16 protein-coding genes are annotated in these 25461 nt (G+C 67.2%); 12 read left to right on the top strand and 4 right to left on the bottom strand.

Translation table 11 applies throughout. The features are described from left to right. Genes FFI97_RS02500 through FFI97_RS02490 form a run of 3 tightly spaced genes read left to right on the top strand, consistent with a single transcriptional unit; the run spans position 1 to position 5519 of the window. On the top strand, positions 1-1383 hold the full coding sequence (locus FFI97_RS02500) for an efflux RND transporter periplasmic adaptor subunit (RefSeq protein WP_139702845.1): 1383 nt from the start codon (positions 1-3) through the stop codon (positions 1381-1383). Positions 1384-1393: 10 nt separating this feature from the next. After that, a complete protein-coding gene (locus FFI97_RS02495; RefSeq protein WP_139702844.1) occupies positions 1394-4603 on the top strand; it encodes a CusA/CzcA family heavy metal efflux RND transporter in 3210 nt (1069 codons plus the stop codon). Further along, entirely contained in the window at positions 4593-5519 is a 927-nt protein-coding gene (locus tag FFI97_RS02490; protein WP_139702843.1) for a cation diffusion facilitator family transporter, read from the top strand. The genes FFI97_RS02495 and FFI97_RS02490 overlap by 11 nt, the downstream gene beginning before the upstream one ends. 99 nt (positions 5520-5618) lie before the next feature. Here FFI97_RS02490 and FFI97_RS02485 read toward each other — a convergent pair whose 3' ends face one another. From FFI97_RS02485 to yjgA, 4 genes are all read right to left on the bottom strand, one after another. Further along, positions 5619-10688: an Ig-like domain-containing protein gene (locus tag FFI97_RS02485; protein ID WP_139702842.1), complete on the bottom strand. Its 5070-nt coding sequence runs from the start codon at positions 10686-10688 to the stop codon at positions 5619-5621. 153 nt (positions 10689-10841) lie between these two features. After that, positions 10842-13862 carry an Ig-like domain-containing protein gene (locus FFI97_RS02480; RefSeq protein ID WP_139702841.1) on the bottom strand — a complete coding sequence of 1007 codons (3021 nt, stop codon included), beginning with the start codon at positions 13860-13862 and terminating at the stop codon, positions 10842-10844. Positions 13863-14089: 227 nt separating this feature from the next. Next, positions 14090-14686: a molybdopterin adenylyltransferase gene (mog, locus tag FFI97_RS02475; RefSeq protein WP_139702840.1), complete on the bottom strand. Its 597-nt coding sequence runs from the start codon at positions 14684-14686 to the stop codon at positions 14090-14092. Further along, a complete protein-coding gene (yjgA, locus tag FFI97_RS02470) occupies positions 14683-15342 on the bottom strand; it encodes a ribosome biogenesis factor YjgA (RefSeq protein WP_062476481.1) in 660 nt (219 codons plus the stop codon). The genes mog and yjgA overlap by 4 nt, the downstream gene beginning before the upstream one ends. Before the next feature lie 98 nt (positions 15343-15440). Here yjgA and pmbA point away from each other — a divergent pair, with 98 nt between their 5' ends. From pmbA to FFI97_RS02425, 9 genes are all read left to right on the top strand, one after another. Further along, the gene (gene pmbA, locus FFI97_RS02465) at positions 15441-16811 is read left to right on the top strand and encodes a metalloprotease PmbA (RefSeq protein WP_062476484.1); all 1371 of its coding nucleotides are present in this window, start codon (positions 15441-15443) and stop codon (positions 16809-16811) included. Between the two features lie 66 nt (positions 16812-16877). Then, positions 16878-17822, top strand: coding sequence for a helix-turn-helix domain-containing protein (locus FFI97_RS02460; RefSeq protein ID WP_062476487.1), 945 nt, complete (start codon positions 16878-16880; stop codon positions 17820-17822). Between the two features lie 174 nt (positions 17823-17996). Further along, complete coding sequence (locus FFI97_RS02455; protein ID WP_139702839.1) at positions 17997-19268, top strand: ABC transporter substrate-binding protein; 1272 nt, start codon at positions 17997-17999, stop codon at positions 19266-19268. Between the two features lie 2 nt (positions 19269-19270). Beyond that, positions 19271-20140, top strand: coding sequence for a carbohydrate ABC transporter permease (locus FFI97_RS02450; RefSeq protein ID WP_139702838.1), 870 nt, complete (start codon positions 19271-19273; stop codon positions 20138-20140). A gap of 11 nt (positions 20141-20151) precedes the next feature. Beyond that, positions 20152-20964, top strand: a complete 813-nt coding sequence (locus FFI97_RS02445) for a carbohydrate ABC transporter permease (RefSeq protein ID WP_221937682.1) — start codon at positions 20152-20154, stop codon at positions 20962-20964. Positions 20965-20996: 32 nt separating this feature from the next. Further along, complete coding sequence (locus FFI97_RS02440) at positions 20997-22103, top strand: ABC transporter ATP-binding protein (RefSeq protein ID WP_139702836.1); 1107 nt, start codon at positions 20997-20999, stop codon at positions 22101-22103. 37 nt (positions 22104-22140) lie between these two features. Continuing rightward, entirely contained in the window at positions 22141-23190 is a 1050-nt protein-coding gene (locus tag FFI97_RS02435) for an NAD(P)-dependent alcohol dehydrogenase (protein WP_139702835.1), read from the top strand. A 108-nt stretch (positions 23191-23298) separates the two neighbouring features. Beyond that, a complete protein-coding gene (locus tag FFI97_RS02430) occupies positions 23299-24126 on the top strand; it encodes an SDR family oxidoreductase (protein WP_139702834.1) in 828 nt (275 codons plus the stop codon). Then, positions 24123-25460, top strand: a complete 1338-nt coding sequence (locus FFI97_RS02425) for a flavin-containing monooxygenase (RefSeq protein ID WP_139702833.1) — start codon at positions 24123-24125, stop codon at positions 25458-25460. The genes FFI97_RS02430 and FFI97_RS02425 overlap by 4 nt, the downstream gene beginning before the upstream one ends. Position 25461 lies beyond the last annotated feature (1 nt).

Genomic DNA, 25461 nt, shown 5'->3' with positions numbered 1-25461 from the left:
ATGACCACACCACACAACCGCACATCGTCCGCCGGCCGCAAGCAGTGGATCGCCATTGCCGCCGTCCTGCTCGCCGGCCTCGTCGCCGGCGCGCTCATCCTGCGCACCGCGCCGTCCAAGCCCGAGGCGGGCGGGCACTCGGAGTCCGCCGGCCATGCCGACGGCGAGCACCACGAGGAAGACAAGCGCCACGCCAAGGGCAAGGAAGACGACCACGGCCATTCGCATGACGAAGGCCATGGCGACAAGGAACATCACGCGGAAGAAGGCAAGGATGCCGGCAAAGAGGCGGGCAAGGAAACGCCCACATCGGCAGAACCCCAGAAGGCCGCCGCCAACGCCCACAAGGAAGACGAGGAAAAGATCCCCTTCACCGACGAGCAGGTCAAGGCCGCCGGCATCGCGATCGACAGCGTCGGCCCGGCGCGCATCAAGACGTCGCTGCAGCTGCCCGGCGAGATCAAGTTCAACGAAGACCGCACGGCCCACGTGGTGCCGCGCGTGGCGGGCGTGGTCGACAGCGTGTCGGCCAACCTCGGCCAGGAAGTCAAGCGCGGCCAGGTGCTGGCTGTGATCTCCAGCCCCGCGCTCTCGGAGCAGCGCAGCGAGCTGCAGACCGCGCAGCGCCGGCTGGCGCTGGCACGCACCACGCACGACCGCGAGAAGAAACTGTGGGAAGAAAAGATCTCCCCGCAGCAAGACTTCCTGCAGGCCGAGCAGGCCATGCAGGAGGCGCAGATCGCGGTGGCCAACGCCAACCAGAAGCTGCTGGCGCTGGGCGCCACGCCCGGCTCGTCGGCGCTGGGCCGCTACGAGCTGCGCGCGCCCTTCGACGGCATGGTCGTCGAAAAGCACATCTCGCTGGGCGAATCGGTGGGCGAGGCGGTCAACGTGTTCACCATTTCCGACCTGTCGACCGTGTGGGCCGAGATCAGCGTGCCCGCCAGCAACCTGAACCTGGTGCGCATCGGCGAGGCCGTGACCATCCGCGCCGGCGCCTTCGACCAGGCCGCGCGCGGCACCGTGTCGTACGTGGGCTCGCTCATCGGCGCGCAGACGCGCACCGCCACCGCGCGCGTCACGCTCACCAACCCGCAGCGCACCTGGCGCCCGGGCCTGTTCGTGAACGTGGAGCTGGTGGCGTCGCAGGCCGATGCACCCGTCACCGTGTCGGCCGAAGCCGTGCAGACCGTGGACGACCAGCCCACCGTGTTCCTGCGCGTGCCCGGCGGCTTTGTGCCACAGCACGTGAAGACCGGCCGCAGCGACGGCCAGCGCATCGAGATCGTGGGCGGCCTGAAGCCCGGCGCGGCCTATGCGGCCAGCGGCAGCTTCGTCGTGAAGTCGCAGCAGGGCAAGAGCTCGGCCACGCACACCCACTGAGGACGACCGCATGTTCGAACGCATCATCCGCTTCTCCATCGAGCAGCGCTGGCTGATCCTGCTGGCCGTGCTCGGCATGGCGGCGCTCGGCGTCTTCAGCTACCAGAAGCTGCCCATCGACGCCGTGCCCGACATCACCAACGTGCAGGTGCAGATCAACACCTCTGCGCCCGGCTACTCGCCGCTCGAAGCCGAGCAGCGCGTGACCTACCCCATCGAGACCGTCATGGCCGGCCTGCCGGGCCTGCAGCAGACGCGCTCGCTGTCGCGCTACGGCCTGTCGCAGGTCACGGTGATCTTCAAGGACGGCACCGACATCTACTTTGCGCGCCAGCTCGTCAACGAGCGCATCCAGTCGGCGCGCGAGAGCATGCCGCCCGGCGTGTCGCCGGTGATCGGGCCCATCTCGACTGGCCTGGGCGAGATCTACCTGTGGACCGTCGAGACCGAAGAGGGGGCGAAGAAGGCCGACGGCAAGCCCTACACGCCGACCGACCTGCGAGAGATTCAAGACTGGATCATCAAGCCGCAATTGCGCAACGTGCCGGGCGTGACCGAGATCAACTCCATCGGCGGCTACGCCAAGGAGTTCCAGATCGCACCCGACCCCGCGAAGCTCTTGGCGCACGGCCTCACGATGACCGACCTGGTCACCGCGCTGGAGCGCAACAACGCCAACGTGGGTGCGGGCTACATCGAGAAGCGCGGCGAGCAGTACCTCATTCGCGCGCCGGGGCAGGTGAAGTCGGTGGAAGACATCGGCAACGTGATCCTGGGCAACGCCGGCGGCATTCCGCTGCGCGTGTCCGACGTGGCCGAGGTCGGCATCGGCCAGGAGCTGCGCACCGGCGCCGCCACCGACAACGGCCGCGAGGTGGTGCTGGGCACCGTGTTCATGCTCATCGGCGAGAACAGCCGCACCGTCTCGCAGGCGGTCGACAAGAAGATGCAGGAGATCAACCGCACGCTGCCCGCGGGCGTGAAGGCCGTGACGGTGTACGACCGCACGGTGCTGGTCGACAAGGCCATTGCCACCGTGAAGAAGAACCTCTTCGAGGGCGCGGTGCTGGTGGTGGCGATCCTGTTCCTGTTTCTGGGCAACATCCGCGCGGCCATCATCACCGCGACGGTGATCCCGCTGTCGATGCTCTTCACCTTCACCGGCATGGTGAACCAGAAGGTCAGCGCCAACCTCATGAGCCTGGGCGCGCTCGACTTCGGCATCATCATCGACGGCGCGGTGGTGATCGTGGAGAACTGCGTGCGGCGCCTGGCGCATGCGCAGGAGAAACACGGCAGGGCGCTCACGCGCAGCGAGCGTTTCCATGAAGTGTTCGCGGCCTCGCAGGAGGCGCGCCGGCCGCTGCTGTTCGGCCAGCTGATCATCATGATCGTGTACCTGCCGATCTTTGCGCTCACCGGCGTCGAGGGCAAGCTGTTCCACCCGATGGCGTTCACCGTGGTGATCGCGCTGCTGGGCGCAATGATCTTGTCGATCACTTTCATCCCGGCCGCCGTGGCGCTGTTCATCGGCAACAAGGTCGCCGAGAAGGAAAACCGCCTCATGCTGTGGGCCAAGCGCGGCTACGCGCCGCTGCTGTCGCGCGCGATGAACGCCAAGCCGCTGGTCATCACCACGGCCGTGGTGGCGGTGGTGCTGTCGGGCCTGCTGGCCACGCGCCTGGGCACCGAGTTCGTGCCCAGCCTGAGCGAGGGCGACTTCGCCATCCAGGCGCTGCGCATTCCGGGCACCAGCCTCACGCAGTCGGTCGAGATGCAAAAGCAGCTCGAGCGCACGCTGAAAGACAAGTTCCCCGAGATCGAGCGCGTGTTCGCGCGCACCGGCACGGCCGAGATCGCGTCCGACCCGATGCCGCCGAACATCTCCGACGGCTACATCATGCTCAAGCCCGAGAGCGAATGGCCCAAGCCCAGGCGCACGCGGCCCGAGTTGCTGGCCGCCGTGCAGGAAGAGGTCGAGAAGCTGCCGGGCAACAACTACGAGTTCTCACAACCGATCCAGCTGCGCTTCAACGAGCTGATCTCGGGCGTGCGCAGCGACGTGGCCGTGAAGATCTTCGGCGACGACATGGACGTGCTCAACCAGACCGCCGCGCAGGTGTCGAACGCGCTGGGCAAGGTGCCCGGCGCCGCCGAGGTGAAGGTGGAGCAGACCACCGGCCTGCCCATGCTCACCGTGAACATCGACCGCCAGAAGACCGCGCGCTACGGCCTCAACGTGGGCGATGTGCAAGACGCCATCTCCACCGCCGTGGGCGGTCGCGAGGCCGGCACGCTGTTCGACGGCGACCGCCGCTTCGACATCCTCGTGCGCCTGCCCGAGACCCTGCGCACCGACCTGGACGCCATCCGCCGGCTGCCGATCGCGCTGCCCAAGGGTGCGGGCGGCGAAGGCCTGCGCACCAGCTTCATCCCGCTGGGCGAGGTGGCCACGCTCGACCTCGCGCCCGGCCCCAACCAGGTCAGCCGCGAAGACGGCAAGCGCCGCATCGTGGTGAGCGCCAACGTGCGCGGGCGCGACCTCGGCTCCTTCGTGGCCGAGGCCGAGGAGGCCATGCGCGCCGTGCGCATTCCGCCGGGCTATTGGACCGTGTGGGGCGGCCAGTACGAGAACCTGGCCTCGGCCACGCAGCGCCTGCAGGTGGTGGTGCCCGTGTCGCTGCTGCTGGTGTTCACGCTGCTGTTCGCGATGTTCGGCAACCTCAAGGACGGGCTGCTGGTGTTCACCGGCATTCCGTTCGCTCTCACGGGCGGCATCGTCGCGCTGTGGCTGCGCGGCATTCCGCTGTCGATCTCGGCGGCCGTGGGCTTCATTGCGCTGTCGGGCGTGGCCGTGCTCAACGGGCTGGTGATGATCTCGTTCATCCGCAACCTGCGCGAGGGCGGCCTGCCGCTGGACGCGGCCATCCGCGAAGGCGCGCTCACGCGGCTGCGCCCCGTGCTCATGACCGCGCTGGTCGCGTCGCTGGGCTTCGTGCCCATGGCCATCGCCACCGGCACCGGCGCCGAAGTGCAGCGCCCGCTGGCCACCGTGGTCATCGGCGGTATCCTGTCGTCGACCGCGCTGACGCTGCTGGTGTTGCCGCTGCTGTACCGCATCGCGCACCGGCGCGATGAAGACGAGGTGCAGGAAGCCAACGCAGAGAAGCAACACGGCGCACCCCTCGATCCCGCACTGCAAGGTTCCCATGGCCCATGAGCATTCACACGCCACAGCCGTTGCTGGTGGCAACGAGAAGGCGCTGCGCTGGGCGCTGGCGCTGACCTCGACCTACCTCGTCGCCGAGGTGATCGGCGGGCTGGTGTCGGGCAGCCTGGCGCTGCTGTCCGACGCGGCCCACATGGCCACCGACACCGTGGCGCTGGCCATCTCGCTGGCCGCCATCTGGCTGGGCAAGCGGCCGGCGGACAAGCGCCGCACCTTCGGCTACTACCGCTTCGAGATCCTGGCGGCCGTGGTCAATGCCGTGCTGCTGTTCTTCGTGGCGATCTACGTGCTCTACGAGGCGTACCGGCGCATCTCGCAGCCGGCCGAGATCCAGTCGACCATGATGCTGCTCGTGGCCATCGGCGGCCTGGTGGTCAACCTCATCGGCATGCGCCTGCTGGCCAGCGGCAAGGACGAGAGCCTCAACGTGAAGGGCGCCTACCTGGAAGTGTGGGCCGACATGCTGGGCTCCGTCGGCGTGATCGCGGGTGCGCTCGTCATCCGTTTCACCGGCTGGGCCTGGGTCGACTCGGTGATCGCCGTCGCCATCGGCCTGTGGGTGCTGCCGCGCACCTGGCGCCTCTTGCGCGAGAGCCTCAACGTGCTGCTCGAAGGCGTGCCCGACGAGATCGACCTGCCCGAGGTCGAGCGCGCGCTGCAGGCGCAGCCGGGCGTGGCCGGCCTGCACGACCTGCATGTGTGGGCACTGTCCAGCGGCAAGGTGAGCCTGAGCGTGCACGTGGTGTGCACGCCCGACGTGGTCGACCTGGCGCCGTTGATGCTGCAGTTGCGCGGCCTGCTGGCCGAGAAATTCGACATCCACCACTCGACCGTGCAGGTGGAGCGGGTGCCTTGCGAGCAGGCGGGGGAAAGCCATGGGTTCGGGCCTGCGGTGACGGCGGGCTGACGCGAGGCCAGGGCACGACAAAAAAACGCGACAGTCGCACGGGGCAACTGTCGCGTTGGGGGCGGCGCCGATGGGGCGCCGCGTGGCCTGTCTGCAGGCTTAGAGGATGGTCACGTGGACCTTGTCTTCGACCAGCAGCTCGGCGGTGCCGGCCAGGTTGGTGTAGACGCTGTAGGTCACGCCGCCGACGGTGGCTGCATTGCCGAGGGTCCAGCTGTCGTCGCCGCCGAGCAGGTTCACATCACCGTTGGCGCCGTTGACCAGCATCTGCACCTTGCCGTCGGCCGTCACCATGTCGCGCATGCCACCGGCGAGCACGTCGCTGGCGTGCAGGGCCAGCGTGTTGCCGCCAGCGCCCAGGTCGAACTTCTCGAAGCCCTGCACCTTGGCCCCGAGGGCCGAGAGGTCGATGTGCATGGCGGTGCCGTCCATGACCAGGGTGTCGATGCCCAGGCCACCGTCGAGGCGCGCGAAGTCGCCACTGTTGATGCGGATCGTGTCGTCGCCCGCGCCACCGTGCACCGTGTCGCCCGTGCCGACCTTCGTGAAGGTGTCGTTGCCCGCGCCGCCTTCGAGGCGGTCGGCGAAGCCGAGCCTGGCGATGAGCGTGTCGTCGCTGTCGGTCCAGGTCATCGTTGCGTGGTCGAGTACATAGGCCTCGAGTTCCGGTTCGATGTGGAACGTGCCGGCGCCTGCGTTCTGCAGCGTGACGGTCACGCCCTGCTGCACCAGCAGTTCCGCGTCGAAGCCGGAGTGCTGGTACACCTCGTAGACCACACCACCCACCGTGACATTGGCCTTCTTGACCCAGTCACCGGTGTCGGTGCCGTTGGGCAGCGCGTCGGACAGCATCACCTTGTCGCCGGCATTGCCCTTGACCATCATCTGCACGCGGCCGTCGGCCACGAACTGGTCCTTGGCGCCGTTGTTCATCACGTCGGCCAGCGACAGCTTGAGCGTGTTGTTGCCAGTGCCGGTGAGGTCGATGATTTCGACCGAGCTGACCTTGCCCGCGAGCGCGGTCAGGTCCAGCGTCTGGTTGGCGCCGGTCAGCTTCAGGGTGTCGAGCCCTTCGTTGCCTGACACCGTGGACTTGTCCAGGTCGCTTGCGTTTTGAATGTTGAAAGTGGTGTCGCCGCTTCCTCCAATCATGTGCTTTGCTTCCCCGTTGGCAAGGGTCTGGTTTTCCGACGGCGCAGCGTTGGGGGATTGATTCCAGCTCAATTTGTCAAGATAGAAGCCGCTGTCGCCGCCCCATCCGGTGTACAGCTCGATGTAGGCAATTTCTTCTCCACCGAAGGTGGAGAAGTCAAATGTCATCCATTCAGTCGTGTTTTTTGCCGGCAAAGGAAGTTTTCCAAGAACAGCGCCATTCGCAGAGTGCGCAGTGATGTACTGCCCCGTATACCACCCGCCATCGCTGTACTTAAGGGTGATGGAGAAATCACTCGTTCCAGAGGGCATTCCAAGTTTTATGACCCTCGAGCTGTACACGTAGAGAAAGTCCCGTCCTTCATAACTTGGGTACCAAGAGGAATAGCCTGGCATGTCGAAGAGAACAGAAATAGGGCCGATGTCTTTCCCGTCCCAAGAAGCATGCGAGCCTGTAGGGGACGAAAATTCAATCTTGTTTCCGCTGGTGTTTCTCAAAGAGAGGCTGGCATTGCCGGCAGCATCGATCAGCCCGATCGATGCGGAAGATCCAGCAGTGAAGCCCGGAGCAAAAGTGGCCTTGCCTGCCGCAACGTCAGCCGCTGTCAATGCATAGCTGAAGCTCTTGCCTGCCTGGCTCACAAGGATGCGGTCCCCGGCCACGACGTCGGACTTGTCGAAGGAAACCTCGACGTTCGTACCGACTGCCTTGAAGGAAAGCGGTGCCTTGGGAGCCACCGTATCCAGCACGACCGCCTGTGACTGCACCGTGCCGATGCTTCCGGCTTCATTCACCACACGCGTCTGCACGGTCCAGTCGCTCGAATGGCTGTTGTCGTCTTGCGCGCTCCACTTGTTGCCTTCCACGAAGGCCGCCTTCCAGGTCTTGCCGCCGTCGGTCGATACCTGCAGGGTCTCGCCACTGGCCAGCGCAGCCGACAAGGTGCCCTGCATCAGGCGCCCCGCGCTGCCGTCGTTGGTCAGGAAGTCGGTGGCGCTCAGGCCGCTGTCTTTGCCGATCTCGGTGACCGTTGCGGTCTGCGTCGGTGTGAAGGTGTCCACGGTCAGCTCGAAAACCGCTGTCTTGGCGCTTTCTGCATTGCCTGCAGTGGTCACGGTGGCGCTCAGGCTGTGTGGTCCTTCGCTCAGCGGCGTGTCCGGCGTGTAGCTCCAGTTGCCCTTGGCGTCGGCCACGGTCTGGCCCAGCAGGGTGCTGCCGTCGTAGATCTTCACGATGCCGTTGGCGGATGCCTTGCCGTACAAGGTTGGGGTCGCGTCATCAGTGAGGCCGCCCTTGTCGATTTCGCCGGTGGTCGGGCCCGCGTCATCCATCACACGGTCGATGGAAATCCGCAGCCCCACCGTCACGCCTTGCTGCACCAGCAGGTCGGCCTTGAAGCCCGAGTGCTGGTACACCTCGTAGACCACGCCATCGATCGTCACGTTGGCGCCCTGGGTCCAGTCACCCGGGTCGGTGCCGTTAGGCAGCAGGTCGCTCAGCCACACAGCATCGCCCGCGTTGCCCTTGACCATCATTTGCACACGGCCATTGGCCAGGAACAGATCCTTGGTGCCGTTTTCCATCACGTCGGCCAGCGACAGGCTGAGCTTGTTGTTGCCCGCACCGGTGATGTCGATGACCTCGACCGAGCTGACCTTGTGGCCGAGCGCGGTGAGGTCCAGCACCTGGTTGGCGCCGGTCAGCTTGAGCGTGTCGAGGCCACCGTTGCCGGAGATGGCCGAGTCGGCCAGGTGCCTGACGTCGGTCACGGTGAACACGTTGTTGTCCGAGCCACCGTGCAAAGTGCCCGCGGATGCATCGGTCAGGGTTTGGTGTTGAGCGGAGTTCGACGACTGCCCGCCTCCCGTCCACATCAAATCGCCGAGAAGGATGGCATCGTTCACACCGGGGGCGGTGCCGGCGTCCAGGCAGTACACCTTGATGTAGGCAATCGGGACTTCCGAAGAGAGTCCGACTTTCAGCATGGGGTTGGGCGAGCTCGGGCTGGAGAGCATGTTCCTTGTGCCGAGCAAGACGCCTGCTTCCGAGTAGAACTCGACCTTGCCGTAAGGGGCTGCGTGCGTATTGCCATATTCGATCTCGACGAACTTGGCTGGGTGCGGGACCTTGAGGCTGACGATGCCCTGGGCTGAGAGATACAGGTGGGTCGCATCAAAGGGCTCTACGTAGCCGGCGACCATTTCGATGCCGACTCCTGTGCTGGTCGTGTGCGACTCCCCCACACTGATCTTCGGGAGGTTGTCGAGCGTTTCCTTCCCCTGGAAAGGCGGCGAGATGTAGGGCGACACATTGCCCGCGGCGTCCGAGATCGCAACGGAAAGGCCGGCTGCATCCGAAGACTTGAATCCGGGAACCAGCACCTTGCCGGCAGCAATATCGGCGGCCGTCAGCGCGTAGTCGAAATGGTCTCCACGCAGGATCAGGCTGAGCTTGTGGCCCACCGCCACACCCGCCGGATTGAATTGGACTTCGATGCCACTGTCGGTCGCCACGACCTTGGTTGGCACGGCGGGCGCGGTGGTGTCCATCGCCATGGCCTGCGATTCCACCGGGCCCAGGTTGCCTGCAGCATCCACCACGCGCGTCTGCACGGTCCAGTCGCCCGTATGGCTGTTGCCGTCCTGTGCGCTCCATTGGTCGCCAGCCACGAAGGCGGTCGTCCAGGTGATGCCGCCATCGGTCGACACCTGCAGCGTCTCGCCCGCGCCCAGAGTGGCCGACAGCTTGCCCTGCAGCAGTCGCCCGGCGCTGCCGTCGTTGGTCAGGTAGTCGTCGGCGTCGAAGCCGCTGTCTTTGCCGATGTCGGTGACGGTGCCGATCTGCGTCGGGGGCGTGGTGTCGACCACGAAGTTCCAGGCGCTGCTGGCATCGCTGGTCTGGCCCAGCGCGCTGGTGGCGGTGGCCGTGATGTTGTATGCGCCATCGGGCAGATCGATCTGGGGCGTGAAGCGCCAATGACCGCTCTCGTCGGCCACGGCCTTGCCCAGGTAGGTCGAGCCGTCGTAGAACTTGACCGTGTGGTTGGCCGGTGCCGTGCCCGCCAGCGTCGGCCGCGCGTCGTTGGTGGCCTCACCTGGTCGCAGCATGTGCGGCTCGCCCACGTCATCGAACACGCTGTCGATCACGGGCGCGTTGGGCTTGTCGGTGCTGACGGTGACCTTGTAGCGCCCGGTCGGCATGGTCTCGTTGCCGGCGGCGTCGCGCTCCATGAGCATGAAGGTGTTCAGGCCTGCGTTCAACGGGGTGTCCACCTGGAAGGTCCACTGGCCGTTCTCGCCGATGATGGCCGGGCCCAGCTCATGGGTGCCGGCGGCGTCTTTCACCATCACGGTGACGGTGTGGCCGGGCACGCCGGTGCTGATGCCGCTGAGCAGCGGGCGCGTTTCATCGGTGATGCCGCCCGAGATCACGTTGCCGGTGACCCCGCCCACGTTGTCCGTGAAGCCGCTGACGTTCAGCCGGCTGGCATCGGGTGGGGTGACGTCGATCTCGAAGTTGAAGGCGGGCGAGGGCGCGCTCTCATTGCCGCTGCTGTCGCGGGCAACGACGGTGATGGCGTGCTGGCCTTCGAGCAGGTCGGTCGAGGGCGTGAAGGTCCAGGTGCCGTTCTCGTCCACTTCGGTGGTGCCGATCTCGTTGCCGTTGTCGCGGATGACGATGGTGTCGCCCGGTGTGCCCTGGCCTTGGAAGGTGGGTTGGCGGTCGTCGGTGACACCGCCGGGGGCGATGCTGCCCAGGATGTCGCCGGCGTCGTCGCCGGCGCTGCCCACGGAAGGCGGCGGGGACGCGAAGGTCGATGCGAGGTCGATGTTCTGGGAAAAGGCGACGCTGTTCGTCTGCTCGAGTGCCATGGAATTCCTGTGCTCTGACATGAAGAAACAAGACCGCATCGGCGCGCGAACGAACGCAGCGCGAGCTTCAGGTCTCGTGGGGTAGAGCACTCTAGAAAGAAGCCCCGTGCAAGGCCATCGGACGAATCTGAAAGCCGAGTGCAAAGGAATAAGCCGGTCCCGAAAGCGCGCACAAAGTCGTGCAGGACGGCACAAGACGATGTGTCGCCGGGCAGAAATAAAAAACGCGACAGTCGCACGGGGCGGCTGTCGCGTGGGGGTTCTCGCATCCGGCGCGGGTTGCGCCGGTGGCGTGGGCTACAGGATGGTCACGTGGACCTTGTCCTCGACCAGCAGCGCGGCGCCAGCGAGGTTGGAGTAGACGTGGTCGGCGGTGCCGCTCACCGCGGCGTCGCTGCCCTGGACCCCGCCGCCGTCGCCGGGCAGGTCGACCTCGCCGTGGGTACCGGTGGGCTGCATCTGCACCGTGCCGTCGGGGGACACCGGGTTCTGCGCGCCCTGCGCCGTCTTCAGGTCGAGGGCCGACAGGTCGATGAGCATGGCCTTGCCGTCCATCACGAGGGTGTCGACGCCCAGGCCGCCAGGGACGCGCTCGAAGTCGCCGTCGCCATGGAGGCGGGTGATGTCGTCACCCGCGCCGTCTTCCAACCGATCTGCATAACCGAACCGGGCGATGTGTGTTTCGTCGCTCTCGGTGAGCGTGGGTGTTGCCCCGGGTCCGGCATCGCTGAACATGCCGGAGGTGTTTTGCAGGTTGACCGTCACGCCCTGCTGCACCAGCAGTGCGGCGTCGAAGCCCGAGTGTGCGTACTCCTCGTAGACCACGCCGTCGATGGTCACGTGGGCGCCCTTCACCCAGTCGCCGGGGTCGGTGCCGTTGGGCAGCGCGTCCGACAGCGTCACCGCGTCGCCGGCGTCGCCCTTGACCAGCATCTGCACGCGGCCGTTGGCAACGAACTGATCGACCGCGCCGTTCTCCAACACGTCGGCCAGCGACAGCTTCAAGGTGTTGTCGCCCGTGCCGGTGAGGTCGACGACTTCGACGCCGCTGAGCTTGCCCGTGACCGTGGTCAGGTCGAGTGTCTGGTCGGCGCCGGTCAGGGTGAGGGTGTCCAGGCCCTCGTTGCCGATGACCTTCGCATGGCTGCCCTCGAAGTACGACACGTCGGGGACCAGGAACACGTCGTCTCCCGCTCCGCCGTAGTGGACGTCCGAGCCCGCCTGGATTTCCTGCAGGGTGGGGATGTCCACCAGTTCAGGGTGCGGGTACAGCACGGCGAGGGACAGGTTGTCGACCTCGATCCAGTCGGTTTCGATGCCATCGACGAGCCCGGTGCGGATGTCGAAGGAGGCAAAGGAAAGCCCGTCGGGCATGATGAATTTGGCGTGTCCATCGGCCGGAAGGCTGTGGTCTTGTCCGAAGGTGCCTTCGAAGATGACCTTGCCCGATGCGTCGTAGAAGGTGACCGACTGCGTGGTCTGGGAATGCCGCCAGTCGAACTCGATGGCGTTGTAGGTGTTGCCCTTCAGTGATGCGTTGGTCGTGCCGCTGATGTGCCATGCCTGCCCGTGGTCGGGAGAGGCGCTGTCGAAGATGCCGTTGTTCGACGAAGCGTCGGCCGCCGCGTCTTGTCTTGTCAGGAGCAGCATGCCGGCATCGGCTGTTTGCCCTGGCGCAAGTTCGACGGTTTCACCGGCATCGAAGTTTTCCCGGTCGGTGTTCGATCGGATCACCATGTAGGGTGAATGAACTCCCGTTGCGCTGACCACCGACGCGGCCAGGTTCAGCGAGACGTCGGTCACTGCAATGGTGGTCTGGCCTGCCGCAATGTCTGCCGCCGTCAACAGGTGGTCCACGTTCTGGTTGCCATTGAGCAGGTGGATCCGGTCACCCGGCGACACCGCGGCCTTGTCGAAGCTCACGGTGACTTGCGAATTGCCCAGCACGACCGCCGTCGGCGCGTGGGGCGTGGCGGTGTCCAGGGTCACCGTCTGCGAGTTCACCGGTCCCACGTTGCCGGCCAGGTCCACCACGCGCGTCTGCACCGTCCAATCGCCCGCATGGCTGTGGTCGTCCTGGGCGCTCCATTGCGTGCCATTCACGAAGGCGGTCTTCCAGGTCTGGCCGCCGTCGGTGGACACCTGCAGGGTCTCGCCGGCCGCGAGCGATGCGCTCAGGCGGCCCGTCATCAGGCGCCCCGCGCTGCCGTCGTTGGTGGCGTGGTCGTCGGCGTTCATGCCGCTGTCCTTGCCGATGCCCGAGACCGTGGGGGTCTGCGTGGGCGCCAGGGTGTCGACCTCGAAGTGCCAGGCGCTGCTCGCGTCGCCGGTCTGGCCCACCGGGCCGGTGGCCGTGGCGGTGATGTGGTGCGCACCCTCGCTCAGGTTGTCCTTGGGCGTGAACGCCCAGGTGCCGTCGGCGCCGGTCTGGGTGCTGCCCAGGAAGGTGGTGCCGTCGTGGAACGTCACGGTATGGCCGGGCTGGGCCGTGCCGTGCAGGGTCGGGCGGGCGTCGTTGGTGACCTCACCGGGGGCCAGCCTGTGGGGCACGCCCACGTCGTCGTAGACGTGCTCGATCACCGGGGGCGTCGGTTTGCTGGTGTCGATGGTCACCTGGTAGCGCCCCGTCGGCGCGGTCTCGTTGCCCGCTGCGTCTTTCTCCACGAGCGTGAAGGTGTTCAGGCCCGCGGCCAGTGGCGATATGACCTGCAGCGACCACTGGCCGTTGTCGCCGATGACGGCGTCGCCCAGCGCATGGGTGCCGGTGCTGTCCCTGACCATCACCGTGACGGTGTGGCCGGGCTGGCCGGTGCTCGTGCCGGTGAGCAGCGGGCGCGTGTCGTCGGTGGTCTTGCCGGCGGCCACGTTGCCGGTGATGCCGCCCACGGTATCGAGGACGCCGGTGATGGACAGCTTGCTCGCGTTGGGTGGCGTGACGTCGATCTCGAAATTGAACGGGCCCGAAGGTTCGCTCTCGTTGCCGGCGGGGTCGCGCGCCACGATGGTGATGACGTGGTGGCCTTCATTCATGTCGGTCGACGGCGTGAAGGCCCATTGGCCGTCTTCGTCCACGACGGTCTGGCCGATCTCGACGCCGTGGTTCCTGATGAGGATGGTGTCGCCCGGCGTGCCCTGGCCATGGAAGTCGGGTTGGCGATCATCCGTGACGCCGCCGGAGACGAGGGTGCCCATGATGTCGCCTGCGTCGTCGATGACGCTGTCCATGGTGGGCGGCTGTGGTGCGAAGACCTGTGCGCGTGCTGTCTGATCGATGCTCGGGCTGTTGTCGACGAAGACGTTTGCCTTTTTGGATGCCATGCAGTTCCTATGCTCTGAAAAGGGAAAGAAAGATCGGATCGGGCAGCGAATTCACGCTGTTCGATCCGGCGGCCCGGGCGTCAGGAACTCTAGGAAGAACAGGGGAGCGGAACCATCGGACGGGTCCGATAAAAGCCGGGGCGCGCGAGCGCGCCCCTCGCGCATTGGCGAAGCAGAAGGTCTTCGGTGGTGAATGCCGCCGCGCGAGAACCGGCGGCGGAAGGGGCTCAGCGCGCGGCGCGGATCGCCGACTTGGGCCGGAAGGCCTTGCAGACCGTGTCGTCGGTCTCGAGGTACGGCCCGCCGATCAGGTCGATGCAGTAGGGCACGGCGGCGAAGATGCCGGGCACGAGCTGCGTGCCGTCGGCGTCCTTCAGCCCTTCGAGCGTCTCGGCGATCGACTTGGGCTGGCCCGGCAGGTTGATGATGAGGCTCTGGTCGCGGATGACGGCCACCTGCCGCGAGAGGATGGCGGTCGGCACGAAGCGCAGGCTGATCTGGCGCATCTGTTCGCCGAAGCCGGGCATTTCCTTGTGGGCCACGGCCAGCGTGGCCTCGGGCGTCACGTCGCGCAGCGCGGGGCCGGTGCCGCCGGTGGTGAGCACGAGCGAGCAGCCGGCATCGACCAGCTCGACGAGCGTGGCGCTGATGCGCGCGGTCTCGTCGGGGATCAGGCGGGCTTCGAACGCGAGGGGGTTCTTCAGCGCGCGGCCCAGCCAGTCCTTGAGCGCGGGCAGGCCCTTGTCTTCGTAGGTGCCACTGGAGGCGCGGTCGCTGATGGAGACGATGCCGATGCGCACCGCGTCGAAGCCGCCGTCGCTCATGCGTCTTCTTCCCGGTCTTGCGCCGCAGCCGCTTCGGCGTGATCGTCGCCGCCATGCACCGCGAGTTGCGCGCGCACGAGCTGGAAGATCTCGCGGTAGGCCTTGCCCTGGCGCGGTGCTTCGCCGGCGGGGCCGGACTTCAGGTCCTTGCGGGCCTGGCGCACGAGGGCGCGCAGCTGCTGGGAGTCGGTGGCGGGGTGGGTTTCGATCCAGCCGCCGAGGGCGTCGTCGTCGGCAATCAGGCGTTCGCGCCAGCGTTCGGCCTCGTGCAGCGCGGCGGCTTCGGCGGCCGGCACGGTGTTCTGCTCGGTCAGCGCCTGCTTCACGGCCTCGAGCACCTCGGGGTCGAGGGCGCGCATGAGCTTGCCGATGAACTGCATCTGGCGGCGCTTGCCCTCGAAATTGGTGATGCGTTTCGCCTCGGCGATGGCGTCGACCAGTTTCTCGCTCAGCGGAAGGGCGTCGAACAGGCCGGCACGCAGGGTGAGCAATTCTTCGCCCAGTTTCTGCAGTTCGGCGCTCTCGCGCTTGAGTTCGGTGCGGCTGGCTTCGTCGGTGCCGCCCTTGAGCTCGCGCTTGAGCTCCAGGTCGAGTTCGCTGCCTTCGGCAACGAAGTGGCCACGGACGAAATAGCCTTTTTTGGGTTTGCGGGACATGGGGTGGATTCTGGGCCGCGCCGTGCGGCGCTGCAACGCGCACAGGGGGCGCGGAAGGGAAAACGTGAAACAGGGGGCGCAAGTATCATAGCCACCACATGACGACATCCTCCTCGCGCGCCGATTCCGGCTTCGCCTACAGCCGCTCCTTCTTCGAAAACCTGGTCGATTCGGCCCTGGCCCATGCCAAAAAGCTCGGAGCCACCGACGCCGGCGCCGAGGCCTCCGAGGGCTGCGGCCTGAGCGTCTCGGTGCGCAAGGGCGAGCTCGAGAACGTCGAGCGCAACCGCGACAAGTCGCTGGGCATCACGGTCTACGTGGGCCACCGCCGCGGCAACGCCAGCACCTCCGACTTTTCCGAGGCGGCCATCGCCCGCACGGTGCAGGCGGCCTACGACATCGCCCGCTTCACGGCCGAAGACCCGGTGAGCGGCCTGCCCGACGAGGAAGACATCGCCAAGGTGCAGCCCGAGCTCGACCTGTTCCACCCCTGGGACGTGACGAGCGAGCAGGCCGCCAAGCTGGCCCTCGAATGCGAGGCGGCGGCGCTGTCGACCGACAAGCGCATCACCAACAGCGAAGGCGCGGGCGTCTCGGCGCAGCAGAGCCACTTCTTCAGCGCCCACACGCACGGTTTTCGCGGCGGCTACGCCAGCTCGCGGCACTCGATTTCGGTGGCCCCCATCGCCGGCAAGGGCGACGACATGCAGCGCGACGCCTGGTACAGCTCGATGCGCTCGGCCGACGAACTGGCCAGCCCGCAGGCCGTGGGCCGCTACGCCGCCGAACGCGCGCTCAGCCGCCTGAAGTCGCGCAAGATCAAGACCACCGAATGCCCGGTGCTGTTCGAGTCGCCGCTGGCCGTGGGCCTGCTGGGCGGGCTGGTGCAGGCCGTGAGCGGCGGGGCGCTGTACCGCAAGAGCACCTTCCTGCTCGACTCGCTGGGCAAGCCGGTGCTGCCCAAGCACGTCGACGTGGCCGAAGACCCGCACGTGCTGCGCGGCAAGGGCAGCTCGCCCTTCGACGACGAAGGCGTGATCACCCGCGCCCGCAAGGTGGTCGATGCCGGCCGCCTCGAAGGCTACTTTCTGTCGACGTACTCGGCGCGCAAGCTGGGCATGAAGACCACCGGCAACGCCGGCGGCTCGCACAACCTGACGCTGAGCTCGCGCCTCACGAAGCACGGCGACGACCTCGACGCCATGCTCGCCAAGCTCGGCACCGGCCTGTTCGTGATCGAGCTGATGGGGCAGGGCGTCAACTACGTGACGGGCGACTATTCGCGCGGCGCCAGCGGTTTCTGGGTGGAAAACGGCCGCATCGCCTATCCAGTGCAGGAAATCACAATTGCCGGCAATTTGCGTCAGATGTTGATGGGAATTGAAGCGATTGGCGCAGATGCTTACACTTTCGGCGCAAAAACCACGGGGTCGATCCTGGTCAACCGCATGAAGGTGGCGGGCGCCTGACAGGCGCTGCCGCTCGCAACGGCGCTGGCTCGACGACCCCTCCATTCAAGGACAGGGGGACAGGACATGAGCAAACACAGCGCCGTACGCAAGCCGGCCCTCGAACACGAACTGCTGCGCGACCCGCGCCTGGGCTTCGAGCCGGCGGGCAGCAGCTCGGTGCGCTGCCTGCAGCACGGCGTGCCCTGGCCCTTCGACTGCTGGCACTACCACGACGAGTACGAGCTGCAGTGCATCAACCGCACCAGCGGTGACGCCTTCGTCGGCAACCACATCGGCCGCTTCGAGCCAGGCTATGTCGCCTTGGTGGGCGCGCGGCTGCCCCACACCTGGATCTCGCACGACGTGCCGCCCGAGGGCGTGGCCGACCGCAGCATGGTGATCCATTTCCGCGACGCGCCCCTGCGCCAGGGCGTCGACCTGTTCCCCGAGCTGGAAACCGTGCTGCCGATGCTCGACCGCGCCAAGCTGGGCATCGAGTTCTTCGGCATCGGCGACCTCGTGCGCGAGCGCTTCGTGCGGGTGCAGAAGCAAAAGGGCATGGCCCGGCTGTCGGAGTTCATCGGCCTGCTGCACGAACTCGCGAGCTGGAGCGACTGGCGCCAGATCTCGAGCAACGCCGACCCGAGCGACGAGGACCCCACGGCCAACACCCGCATGCGCCGCGTGCTCGACTACCTGCACGCCCATCTGGCCGAAGAGCTCTCGCTGCCCACCGTGTGCGGCGTCGCCAACATGGCCGAGAGCAGCTTCTCGCGCTACTTCCACAAGCACATGGGCAGCACCTTCACCGACTTCGTCACGCGGCTGCGCATCACCAAGGCCTGCGAGATGCTGCAGGTGTCCGACCGGCTGGTGAGCGACATCTGCTACGAAGTCGGTTTCTCGAACCTCGCGAACTTCAACCGCCGCTTCCTGCAGCTCAAGGGCATGACGCCCTCGGCCTACCGGCAGCAGGCGCAGGAGCGTTTCGGCCTGCGCAGCGCGCAGCACACGCCACTCGCTGCCTGATTGCCGACTGATACGCGCTTGCCTCTTGGGCTAAACCCCGAGATGGCTTGGCAGCAAAGTATCAGATGCCCGGTGGGCGTGTAGGAGGCCTTTCGGATCGGCCGCCTAACCTTTGTTTCGTTGCTTCTGCCGGCATTTCGCCGGCAACTTGCACGAACAACAAAGGAGACACAAATGCCGATTCCGCGTTCCCACCGTCTGGCCGGCCTCGCGCTCGCGCTGGCCACGCTGGCGCCCGCCGCGCTGGCGCAGGTCTGCAAGGAGGACGTGCGCGTCCTGTCGCAGCCCCGTGAAGGCCTGACGCTGCTCGAAAAATCCAAGGACGAGTTCAAGCGCCTGAGCGGCGCCTCGTTCAGCATCGACAACCTCAATGAGAACGACCGCCGCGCCAAGTCGCGCGCCGATGCGTCCACGGTCGGCAAGTACCACGTGTACTACGTCGACGAGGCCAACGTGGCGCAGTTCGTCCAGTCGAAGTGGATCGTGCCGCTCACGCCGTACTACCCGGCCAGCTACGACTACGCCGACTTCGACGCCGGCCGCCAGAAGGTCGCGACCTTCGCCGGCCAGGCCTGGTTCGCGCCCCTCACCGGCGGCGGCGACCTCATGGTCTACCGCAAGGACCTGCTCGAGAAGGCGGGCATCAAGCCGCCGGCCACGCTCGACGAGTTCGTGGCGGCCGTGAAGAAGCTCAACGACCCGGCCAACGGCGTCTACGGCGTGGCGTTGCGCGGCCAGCGCGGCTCGGGCGCCAACGTGTGGCGCTGGATGCCGTTCTTCCGCGGCTATGGCGGCCAGTGGTTCGACGGCGACAAGCCGGTCTTCAACTCGCCCGCCGCCGTGAAGGCGACCCAGACCTACCTCGATCTCTTCAAGTACTCCGCGCCCGGCACCAAGACGGGCGGATGGGACGAGTCCACCGGCGCCTTCCTGGCCGGCAAGGTCGCGATCCTGGTCGAGTCGACGCCGCTGGCGGGCAACGCGCTCGACCCGAAGATGTCGACCGTGGTCGGCAAGATCGCCTACGCCGTGCCGCCCGCGCCGCTCACCGGCGGCGGCTACGGCCATGGCCTGGCCATCGGCGCGCGCGCCAACAAGACCGAAGAGGCCAAGAAGTGCGCGGGCCTGTTCATCGCCTGGGCCACCTCCAAGGAGAACGAGCAGCGCCGCCTCGCGCAAGGCCAGTTCGGCGAACTCAACCGCACCAGCGTGCTCGGCAGCCCCGAGTTCGCCAAGCGCTACGGCGCCGACCTGGGCAAGGCGCTGGCCGACACCGGCAAGGTCACGGCCGTGAACTTCTGGCAAGACCCGGCCTGGCCCGACCTGGGCGACCGCTGGGGGATCATTCTGGAAGAGCTGATCACCGGCTCGCGCACCGACATCCAGGGCGGGCTCGACGAACTCGACGCCTACGCCAAGCAGCTGATCGCGCGTCGCAAGAAGTGAGCATGCGTTCCCACACCCCACGGCTGCCGGCCGTGTTCATCGGGCCGGGGCTGCTCGTGCTGGCGGTCCTGGCGCTGGTGCCGACGGTGTTCGCCATCGCCATCTCGCTGCAGGACCGCGAGCTGGGCCAGGCCGACACCGGCTGGGTCTGGTTCAGCAACTACGTGCAGCTCTTTTCCGATCGGCGCTTCCTGAACTCGGTGCGCGTGTCGCTGGTGTGGGAGGTGCTGACCGTCAGCGCCACCATGGCCCTGGCCGTGCTCATGGGCACGCTGATGCACCGCTGCGCCACGCCGCGCTGGCGCCAGGTGCTGTCGATGCTGTTCATCGTGCCGGTGCTGCTGCCGCGCGTGTCGGCCGCCTTCGTCTGGAAGTTCGCCTTCCATCCGCTGTTCGGCCTCATCACGTGGCCGTACAAGGCGATCACCGGCGAGCCGCTCGACCTGTTCGCCGACCCGGTGCTGGCGCTGCTCACGGTGGCCTTCGTCGACGTGTGGCAGTGGGGACTGTTCTTCGGGGTCATCGTGCTGAAGCTGCTCGAAACCCTGCCGCCGCAGCCCTTCGAGGCGGCACGGCTGGACCACGCGAAGACCTGGGAGGTGTATGCCTACGTGGCGCTGCCGATGCTGAAGGCGCCGCTCATCAGCCTGGCATTCGTGAAGATGGTGGAGTCGCTGCGCGCCTTCGACCTCATCTACGTGATGACGCGCGGCGGCCCCGGCATCTCGACCGAGACGCTCGACATGTACGCCTTCTCGCAGGGCTTCATCGAGTCGGGCCGCATCTCGTACGCGTCGAGCATGGCGGTGCTGATGATGGTCGCTTCCACGGTCGCGTTCACCTACATCTGGAAATGGACCAGGCCGTCATGAAGAAGCTTGCCATTGGAACGCTGCTGGCGCGGCTGGCGCTCATTGCGGCCGGGCTCTCGGCCCTCGTGCCCGTGCTGTGGACCTTTCTCAACTCGTTCAAGAACCGGGTCGACATCGTCTCGGCTGTGCCCAAGTTCTTCTTCACGCCCACGCTCGACAACTACCTGTACGTGCTGAACCGCGAGGCCGTGGCCGCGGGGCTGGTCAACTCGATCGTGGTGGCGGGCACGGCGGTGATCATCGGCGCGGTGCTGGGCCTGCCGGCCGCCTATGCGCTGGCGCGCTACCCGCTGCGTTGGGGCAACGACATCCAGTTCTTCGTGCTGTCGATGCGCTTCCTGCCGCCGGTAGCGGTGGCCATTCCGCTGATGGTGATCTGGCTGCAGCTGGAGCTGTACGACTCGCGCGTGGCGCTCATCGCCACCTACACGCTGCTCACGCTCTCGACGGTGATCTGGCTCGCCATCCCGGCCTTCAAGGCGGTGCCGAAGGAAGTGGAAGAGGCCGGCCGCGTCGACGGCTACGGGCCCTACGCGATCTTCTTTCGCATCGCGCTGCCGATTGCCGCGCGCTCGCTGGTGGGCGCCATCGCCTTCGGCTTCGTGCTGGTGTGGAACGAGTTCCTCATCGCGCTGATGCTCACCACCTCCGAGGCCAAGACGCTGCCCATCGTGGCGTCGGAACTCAGCCAGCTCGGGCGCGACGTGCCCTGGGGCATCTTGAATGCCTCGGTCATCCTGCTGTCGCTGCCGCCATTGCTCATGGTGGGCGTGCTCAGCGGTTTTCTCAATGCCGCGTTCAAGCGCAAGCGGGAGGCTGAATGAACCGCGCCGCTTCCCTTTCTCCAGAACAAACCATGTCTGCCATCCGCTGTCACCACCTCATCAAGCGCTACGGGGAAACGCAGGTCGTCCATGCCTTCGATCTCGACGTGGCCGACAACGAGTTCGTCGTGTTCCTCGGCCCCTCGGGCTGCGGCAAGTCGACCATCCTGCGCATGCTCGCGGGCCTGGAAGACATCAGCGGCGGCGACCTGCACATCGGCGGCCAGCGCGTGAACGACCTGCCGCCGCAGGAGCGCGGCATTGCGATGGTGTTCCAGAACTACGCGCTGTACCCGCACATGACGGTGCGCGACAACATCGCGTTCGGGCTCAAGCGGCTGAAGGTGCCCAAGGCCGAGATCGACAGCCGCATCAAGGAGGTGTCGGACACGCTGGGCCTGGAGCGCTACCTGCAGCGCAAGCCCACCGAGCTGTCGGGCGGCCAGCAGCAGCGCGTGGCGATTGCGCGCGCCATGATCAAGACGCCGAAGGTGTTCCTGTTCGACGAGCCGCTGTCGAACCTCGACGCCAAGCTGCGCAACCACATGCGCATCGAGATCGCGAAGCTGCACCAGACGCTGAAGACCACCACCGTGTACGTCACGCACGACCAGCACGAGGCCATGACGCTGGCCGACCGCATCGTGCTGCTGCGCGACGGGCGCATCGAGCAGGTCGGCACGCCGCAGGAAATCTTCGAACGCCCGCGCTCGGCCTTCGTGGCCGGCTTCATCGGCACGCCGCCGATGAACCTGATGGAGATGGCGGTGCACGGCCTGGACGGCGGGCAGTGCGAGCTGCGCGGCGGCGGCGGCTCGGTGCGCGTGGATGCGCGCCGCTTCGCGCTCGAAGGCCGCGAGCGCGTGACGCTGGGCGTGCGCCCCGCGCACCTGCACCTCGACACCGCCAGGGCGACCGGCGAAGGCTTTGCCGGCGAGGTCCAGCTCATCGAATACCTCGGCAACGAAGTGCTGGTGAGCGTCGGGCAGGGTGGCGAAGAGATCGCCGTGCTCCTGCCGTCCGCGGCGGGCCCCCGGCTTGGCGAGCCGCTGCGCTTCGTGGCCGATGCGCAGCAGGTGCACCTGTTCGATGTCGCGACGGGCGCTTCGCTGCTGCGTCCGGACGCCGTGCTGCACTGAGTGGCGGCCCCCGTTTCAACCCTCTGAGAAAGATGCAATGAAAGCACTGGTTCTGGAAAAGGCGCACGAGATCACGCTGCGCGATGTCGAGCTGCCGTTGCACGTCGGCCCGCGCGACGTGAAGATCCGCATGCACACCGTGGGCGTGTGCGGCAGCGATGTTCATTACTACCAGCACGGCGGCATCGGCCCCTATGTCGTCGACGCGCCCATGATCCTCGGCCACGAGGCCTCGGGCGTGGTGGCCGAGGTGGGCGCCGAAGTCACGCACCTGAAGCCCGGCGACCGCGTCTGCATGGAGCCCGGCATTCCCGACATGGACTCGCGCGCCGTGCGCGAAGGCTTCTACAACCTCGACCCTGCCGTGCGCTTCTGGGCCACGCCGCCGATCCACGGCTGCCTCACGCCGTTCGTGGTGCACCCGGCAGCCTTCACCTTCCGCCTGCCCGACAACGTGAGCTTCGGCGAAGGCGCCATCGTCGAGCCGCTGGCCATCGGCCTGCAGGCCGCGAAGAAGGCGGCGCTGAAGCCGGGCGACATGGCGGTGGTCATCGGTGCCGGCACCATCGGCGCGATGACGGCGCTGGCCGCGCTCGCGGGCGGCGCGGCGCGCGTGATCCTGGCCGACCTCGTGCCCGAGAAGCTGGCGCTGTTCGCCCACAACCCGGCGGTGACGACGGTCGACGTGCGCAGCGCGAGCCTCGCCGACACCGTGCAGGCCCTCACCGACGGCTGGGGCGCGAACGTGGTCTTCGAAGCCAGCGGCAGCACACGCGCCTTCGACAACGTGTTCGACCTGCTGTGCCCCGGTGGCTGCCTCGTGCTGGTGGGCATACCCGCAGCGAAGGTGGCTTTCGACATCGTCGCGATCCAGGCGAAGGAGGCGCGCATCGAATCGGTGTTCCGCTACGCCAACATCTTCCCGCGCGCGCTGGCGCTCATCGCGTCGGGGCAGGTCGACGTGAAGCCCTTCATCTCGCGCACCTTCGCGTTCGAGGACGGCATCGCCGCCTTCGAGGAGGCTGCGGCCGGGCGCGTCACGGATGTGAAGATCCAGATCGAATTTCCCGCCGCCGAAGCGGCCTGAACGCCCTGCAAGGGCGCGGGACAAGGGGAAACGCTGGGGAGTGCGCTGGCAGGGCGCGGCTACAGTGGCTGCGTTTTGCCACTCGCAGCCTTGCGCGCTTCCCTGCCCATGCTCTTGCCGTTTCGCAATGTCGTTCTCACCGGTGCCTGCGGCGGCCTCGGGCAGGCGCTGGCGCGCGAGCTGATCGGCCACGGCGCGCGCGTGGCGCTGGTGGGGCTCGACACCGCACGCCTCGCGGCGCTCGCTGCCCAAGGTGACGGGCGCTGCAAGGCCTACACGCCCGACGTGTCCGACAGCTCCGCTATGCAGGCGATGGCGGCCGACTGGATGCAGCGCTTCGGCCCGCCTGACCTCGTGATCGCCAACGCGGGCGTGGCCGGCGGCTTCGACACCGCCGAGGCCGACGACCTGGCCGTGTTCCGCCGCATGCTCGAGATCAACCTGCTCGGCGCGGCCACCACCTTCCAGCCCTTCGTGCAGCCGATGCGTGCGCAGGGCCGCGGCGCGCTCGTGGGCGTGGCCAGCATCGCGGGCTGGCACGGCATGCCGGGCAACGGCGCCTATTGCGCGAGCAAGGGCGGCCTGATCCGCTATCTCGAAAGCCTGCGTGCCGAGCTGCGCGGCACGGGGCTCACGGTGCACACGGTGAGCCCGGGCTACATCCGCACGGCGCTCACGGCCGGCAACCGCTTCGCGATGCCGGGGCTGCTCGAGGCCGACGCGGCGGCGCGCCAGCTGCTGGCGGGCCTGGCGGCACGGCGAGAAAAGATCGTGCTGCCGCGGCGCATCGGCTGGCTGTCGAAAGCACTCGGCCTGTTGCCCGCGCCGCTGCACGACCGCCTGCTGCGCGGCCAGCCGCGCAAGCCGCGCGTGGGCGAGGCGGGCGCCACCGCCATCCCCGGCCTGAATTCCCCGAAAGAACCTCCCCGCCGATGACGCCTTCCGCTGCCGCAGCCACCGTTCCCACGCACGAACAGATCGCCCTCATCGGCGCCGGGCCCTCGGGCCTCGCGGGCGCGCGCAATCTGCAGAAGCTCGGCGTTCCGTTCCAGGGCTTCGAGGCGCACAGCGACGTGGGCGGCCTCTGGGACATCGACAACCCGCGCTCCACGGTCTACCACTCGGCGCACCTGATCTCGAGCAAGCGCACCACCGAGTTCGCCGAGTTCCCGATGGCCGACACCGTGGCCGACTACCCGAGCCACCGCGAGCTGCGACGCTACTTCAGCGACTTTGCCGACCGCTTCGGCCTGCGCGCGCACTTCCGCTTCGGCACGCGCGTGCTGCGCGTGGAGCCGGTGAGCGACGCACCCGACACGTGTTGGCGCGTGAGCGTCGAGGCGCCCGATGGCACCGTGGAAACCGACGAGTACAAGGGCGTGGTGATCGCCAACGGCACGCTGTCCGAGCCCAAGCATCCGCAGTTCGAAGGCCACTTCGACGGCGAGCTGCTGCACACCAGCCGCTACAAGCACGCGGAACTGTTCAAGGACAAGCGCGTGCTGATCGTCGGCGCGGGCAACTCGGGCTGCGACATCGCGGTCGATGCGGTGCACTACGCGCACAGCGTCGACATCTCGGTGCGGCGCGGCTACTACTTCGTGCCCAAGTACGTGTTCGGCAAGCCGGCCGACACGCTGGGCGGCAAGCGCCCGCTGCCGCCGTGGCTCAAGCAGAAGGTCGACGCCACCGTGCTGCAGTGGTTCACCGGCGACCCGGTGCGCTTCGGTTTTCCCAAGCCCGACTACAAGATGTACGAGTCGCACCCGGTGGTGAACTCGCTGGTGCTGCACCACGTGGGCCATGGCGACATCGGCGTGCGCGCCGACATCGCGCGGCTCGCCGGACGCACCGTGCATTTCAAGGACGGCAGCGCGCGCGACTACGACCTGATCCTCACGGCCACGGGCTACGCGCTGCACTACCCGTTCATCGACCGCGAGCTGCTCAACTGGCAGGGCATGGCGCCGCGCCTGTACCTCAACATCTTCTCGCCGCGCTTCGAGACGCTGGGCGTGCTCGGCATGATCGAGGCCAGCGGCATCGGCTGGCAGGGGCGCTACGAGCAGGCCGAGCTGCTGGCGCGCTACTTCCGTGCGCAGGCGGCGGGCTCGCCCAAAGCTACGGCCCTGCGTACAGCAGTGCAGAGGCCGCCGCCCGACCTGTCGGGCGGCTTCAAGTACCTGCAGCTGGAGCGCATGGCGTACTACGTCCACAAGGACACCTACCGCGCGGCCGTGCGTCAGGCCGCTGCGGCACTGGCTGATTGAC

It is taken from the genome of Variovorax sp. KBS0712, assembly GCF_006323185.2.
Taxonomy (GTDB): Bacteria; Pseudomonadota; Gammaproteobacteria; order Burkholderiales; family Burkholderiaceae_C; genus Variovorax; species Variovorax boronicumulans.
This window is presented reverse-complemented; position numbering and strand designations above follow the sequence as displayed.

Bases quoted from the DNA above. Each gene is read 5' to 3' on its own strand.
- FFI97_RS02500 (WP_139702845.1), top strand. From the start codon at position 1: ATGACCACACCACACAACCGCACATCGTCCGCCGGCCGCAAGCAGTGG.
- FFI97_RS02495 (WP_139702844.1), top strand. From the start codon at position 1,394: ATGTTCGAACGCATCATCCGCTTCTCCATCGAGCAGCGCTGGCTGATC.
- FFI97_RS02490 (WP_139702843.1), top strand. From the start codon at position 4,593: ATGGCCCATGAGCATTCACACGCCACAGCCGTTGCTGGTGGCAACGAG.
- FFI97_RS02480 (WP_139702841.1), bottom strand. From the start codon at position 13,862: ATGGCATCCAAAAAGGCAAACGTCTTCGTCGACAACAGCCCGAGCATC.
- mog (WP_139702840.1), bottom strand. From the start codon at position 14,686: ATGAGCGACGGCGGCTTCGACGCGGTGCGCATCGGCATCGTCTCCATC.
- yjgA (WP_062476481.1), bottom strand. From the start codon at position 15,342: ATGTCCCGCAAACCCAAAAAAGGCTATTTCGTCCGTGGCCACTTCGTT.
- pmbA (WP_062476484.1), top strand. From the start codon at position 15,441: ATGACGACATCCTCCTCGCGCGCCGATTCCGGCTTCGCCTACAGCCGC.
- FFI97_RS02460 (WP_062476487.1), top strand. From the start codon at position 16,878: ATGAGCAAACACAGCGCCGTACGCAAGCCGGCCCTCGAACACGAACTG.
- FFI97_RS02455 (WP_139702839.1), top strand. From the start codon at position 17,997: ATGCCGATTCCGCGTTCCCACCGTCTGGCCGGCCTCGCGCTCGCGCTG.
- FFI97_RS02450 (WP_139702838.1), top strand. From the start codon at position 19,271: ATGCGTTCCCACACCCCACGGCTGCCGGCCGTGTTCATCGGGCCGGGG.
- FFI97_RS02440 (WP_139702836.1), top strand. From the start codon at position 20,997: ATGTCTGCCATCCGCTGTCACCACCTCATCAAGCGCTACGGGGAAACG.
- FFI97_RS02435 (WP_139702835.1), top strand. From the start codon at position 22,141: ATGAAAGCACTGGTTCTGGAAAAGGCGCACGAGATCACGCTGCGCGAT.
- FFI97_RS02430 (WP_139702834.1), top strand. From the start codon at position 23,299: ATGCTCTTGCCGTTTCGCAATGTCGTTCTCACCGGTGCCTGCGGCGGC.
- FFI97_RS02425 (WP_139702833.1), top strand. From the start codon at position 24,123: ATGACGCCTTCCGCTGCCGCAGCCACCGTTCCCACGCACGAACAGATC.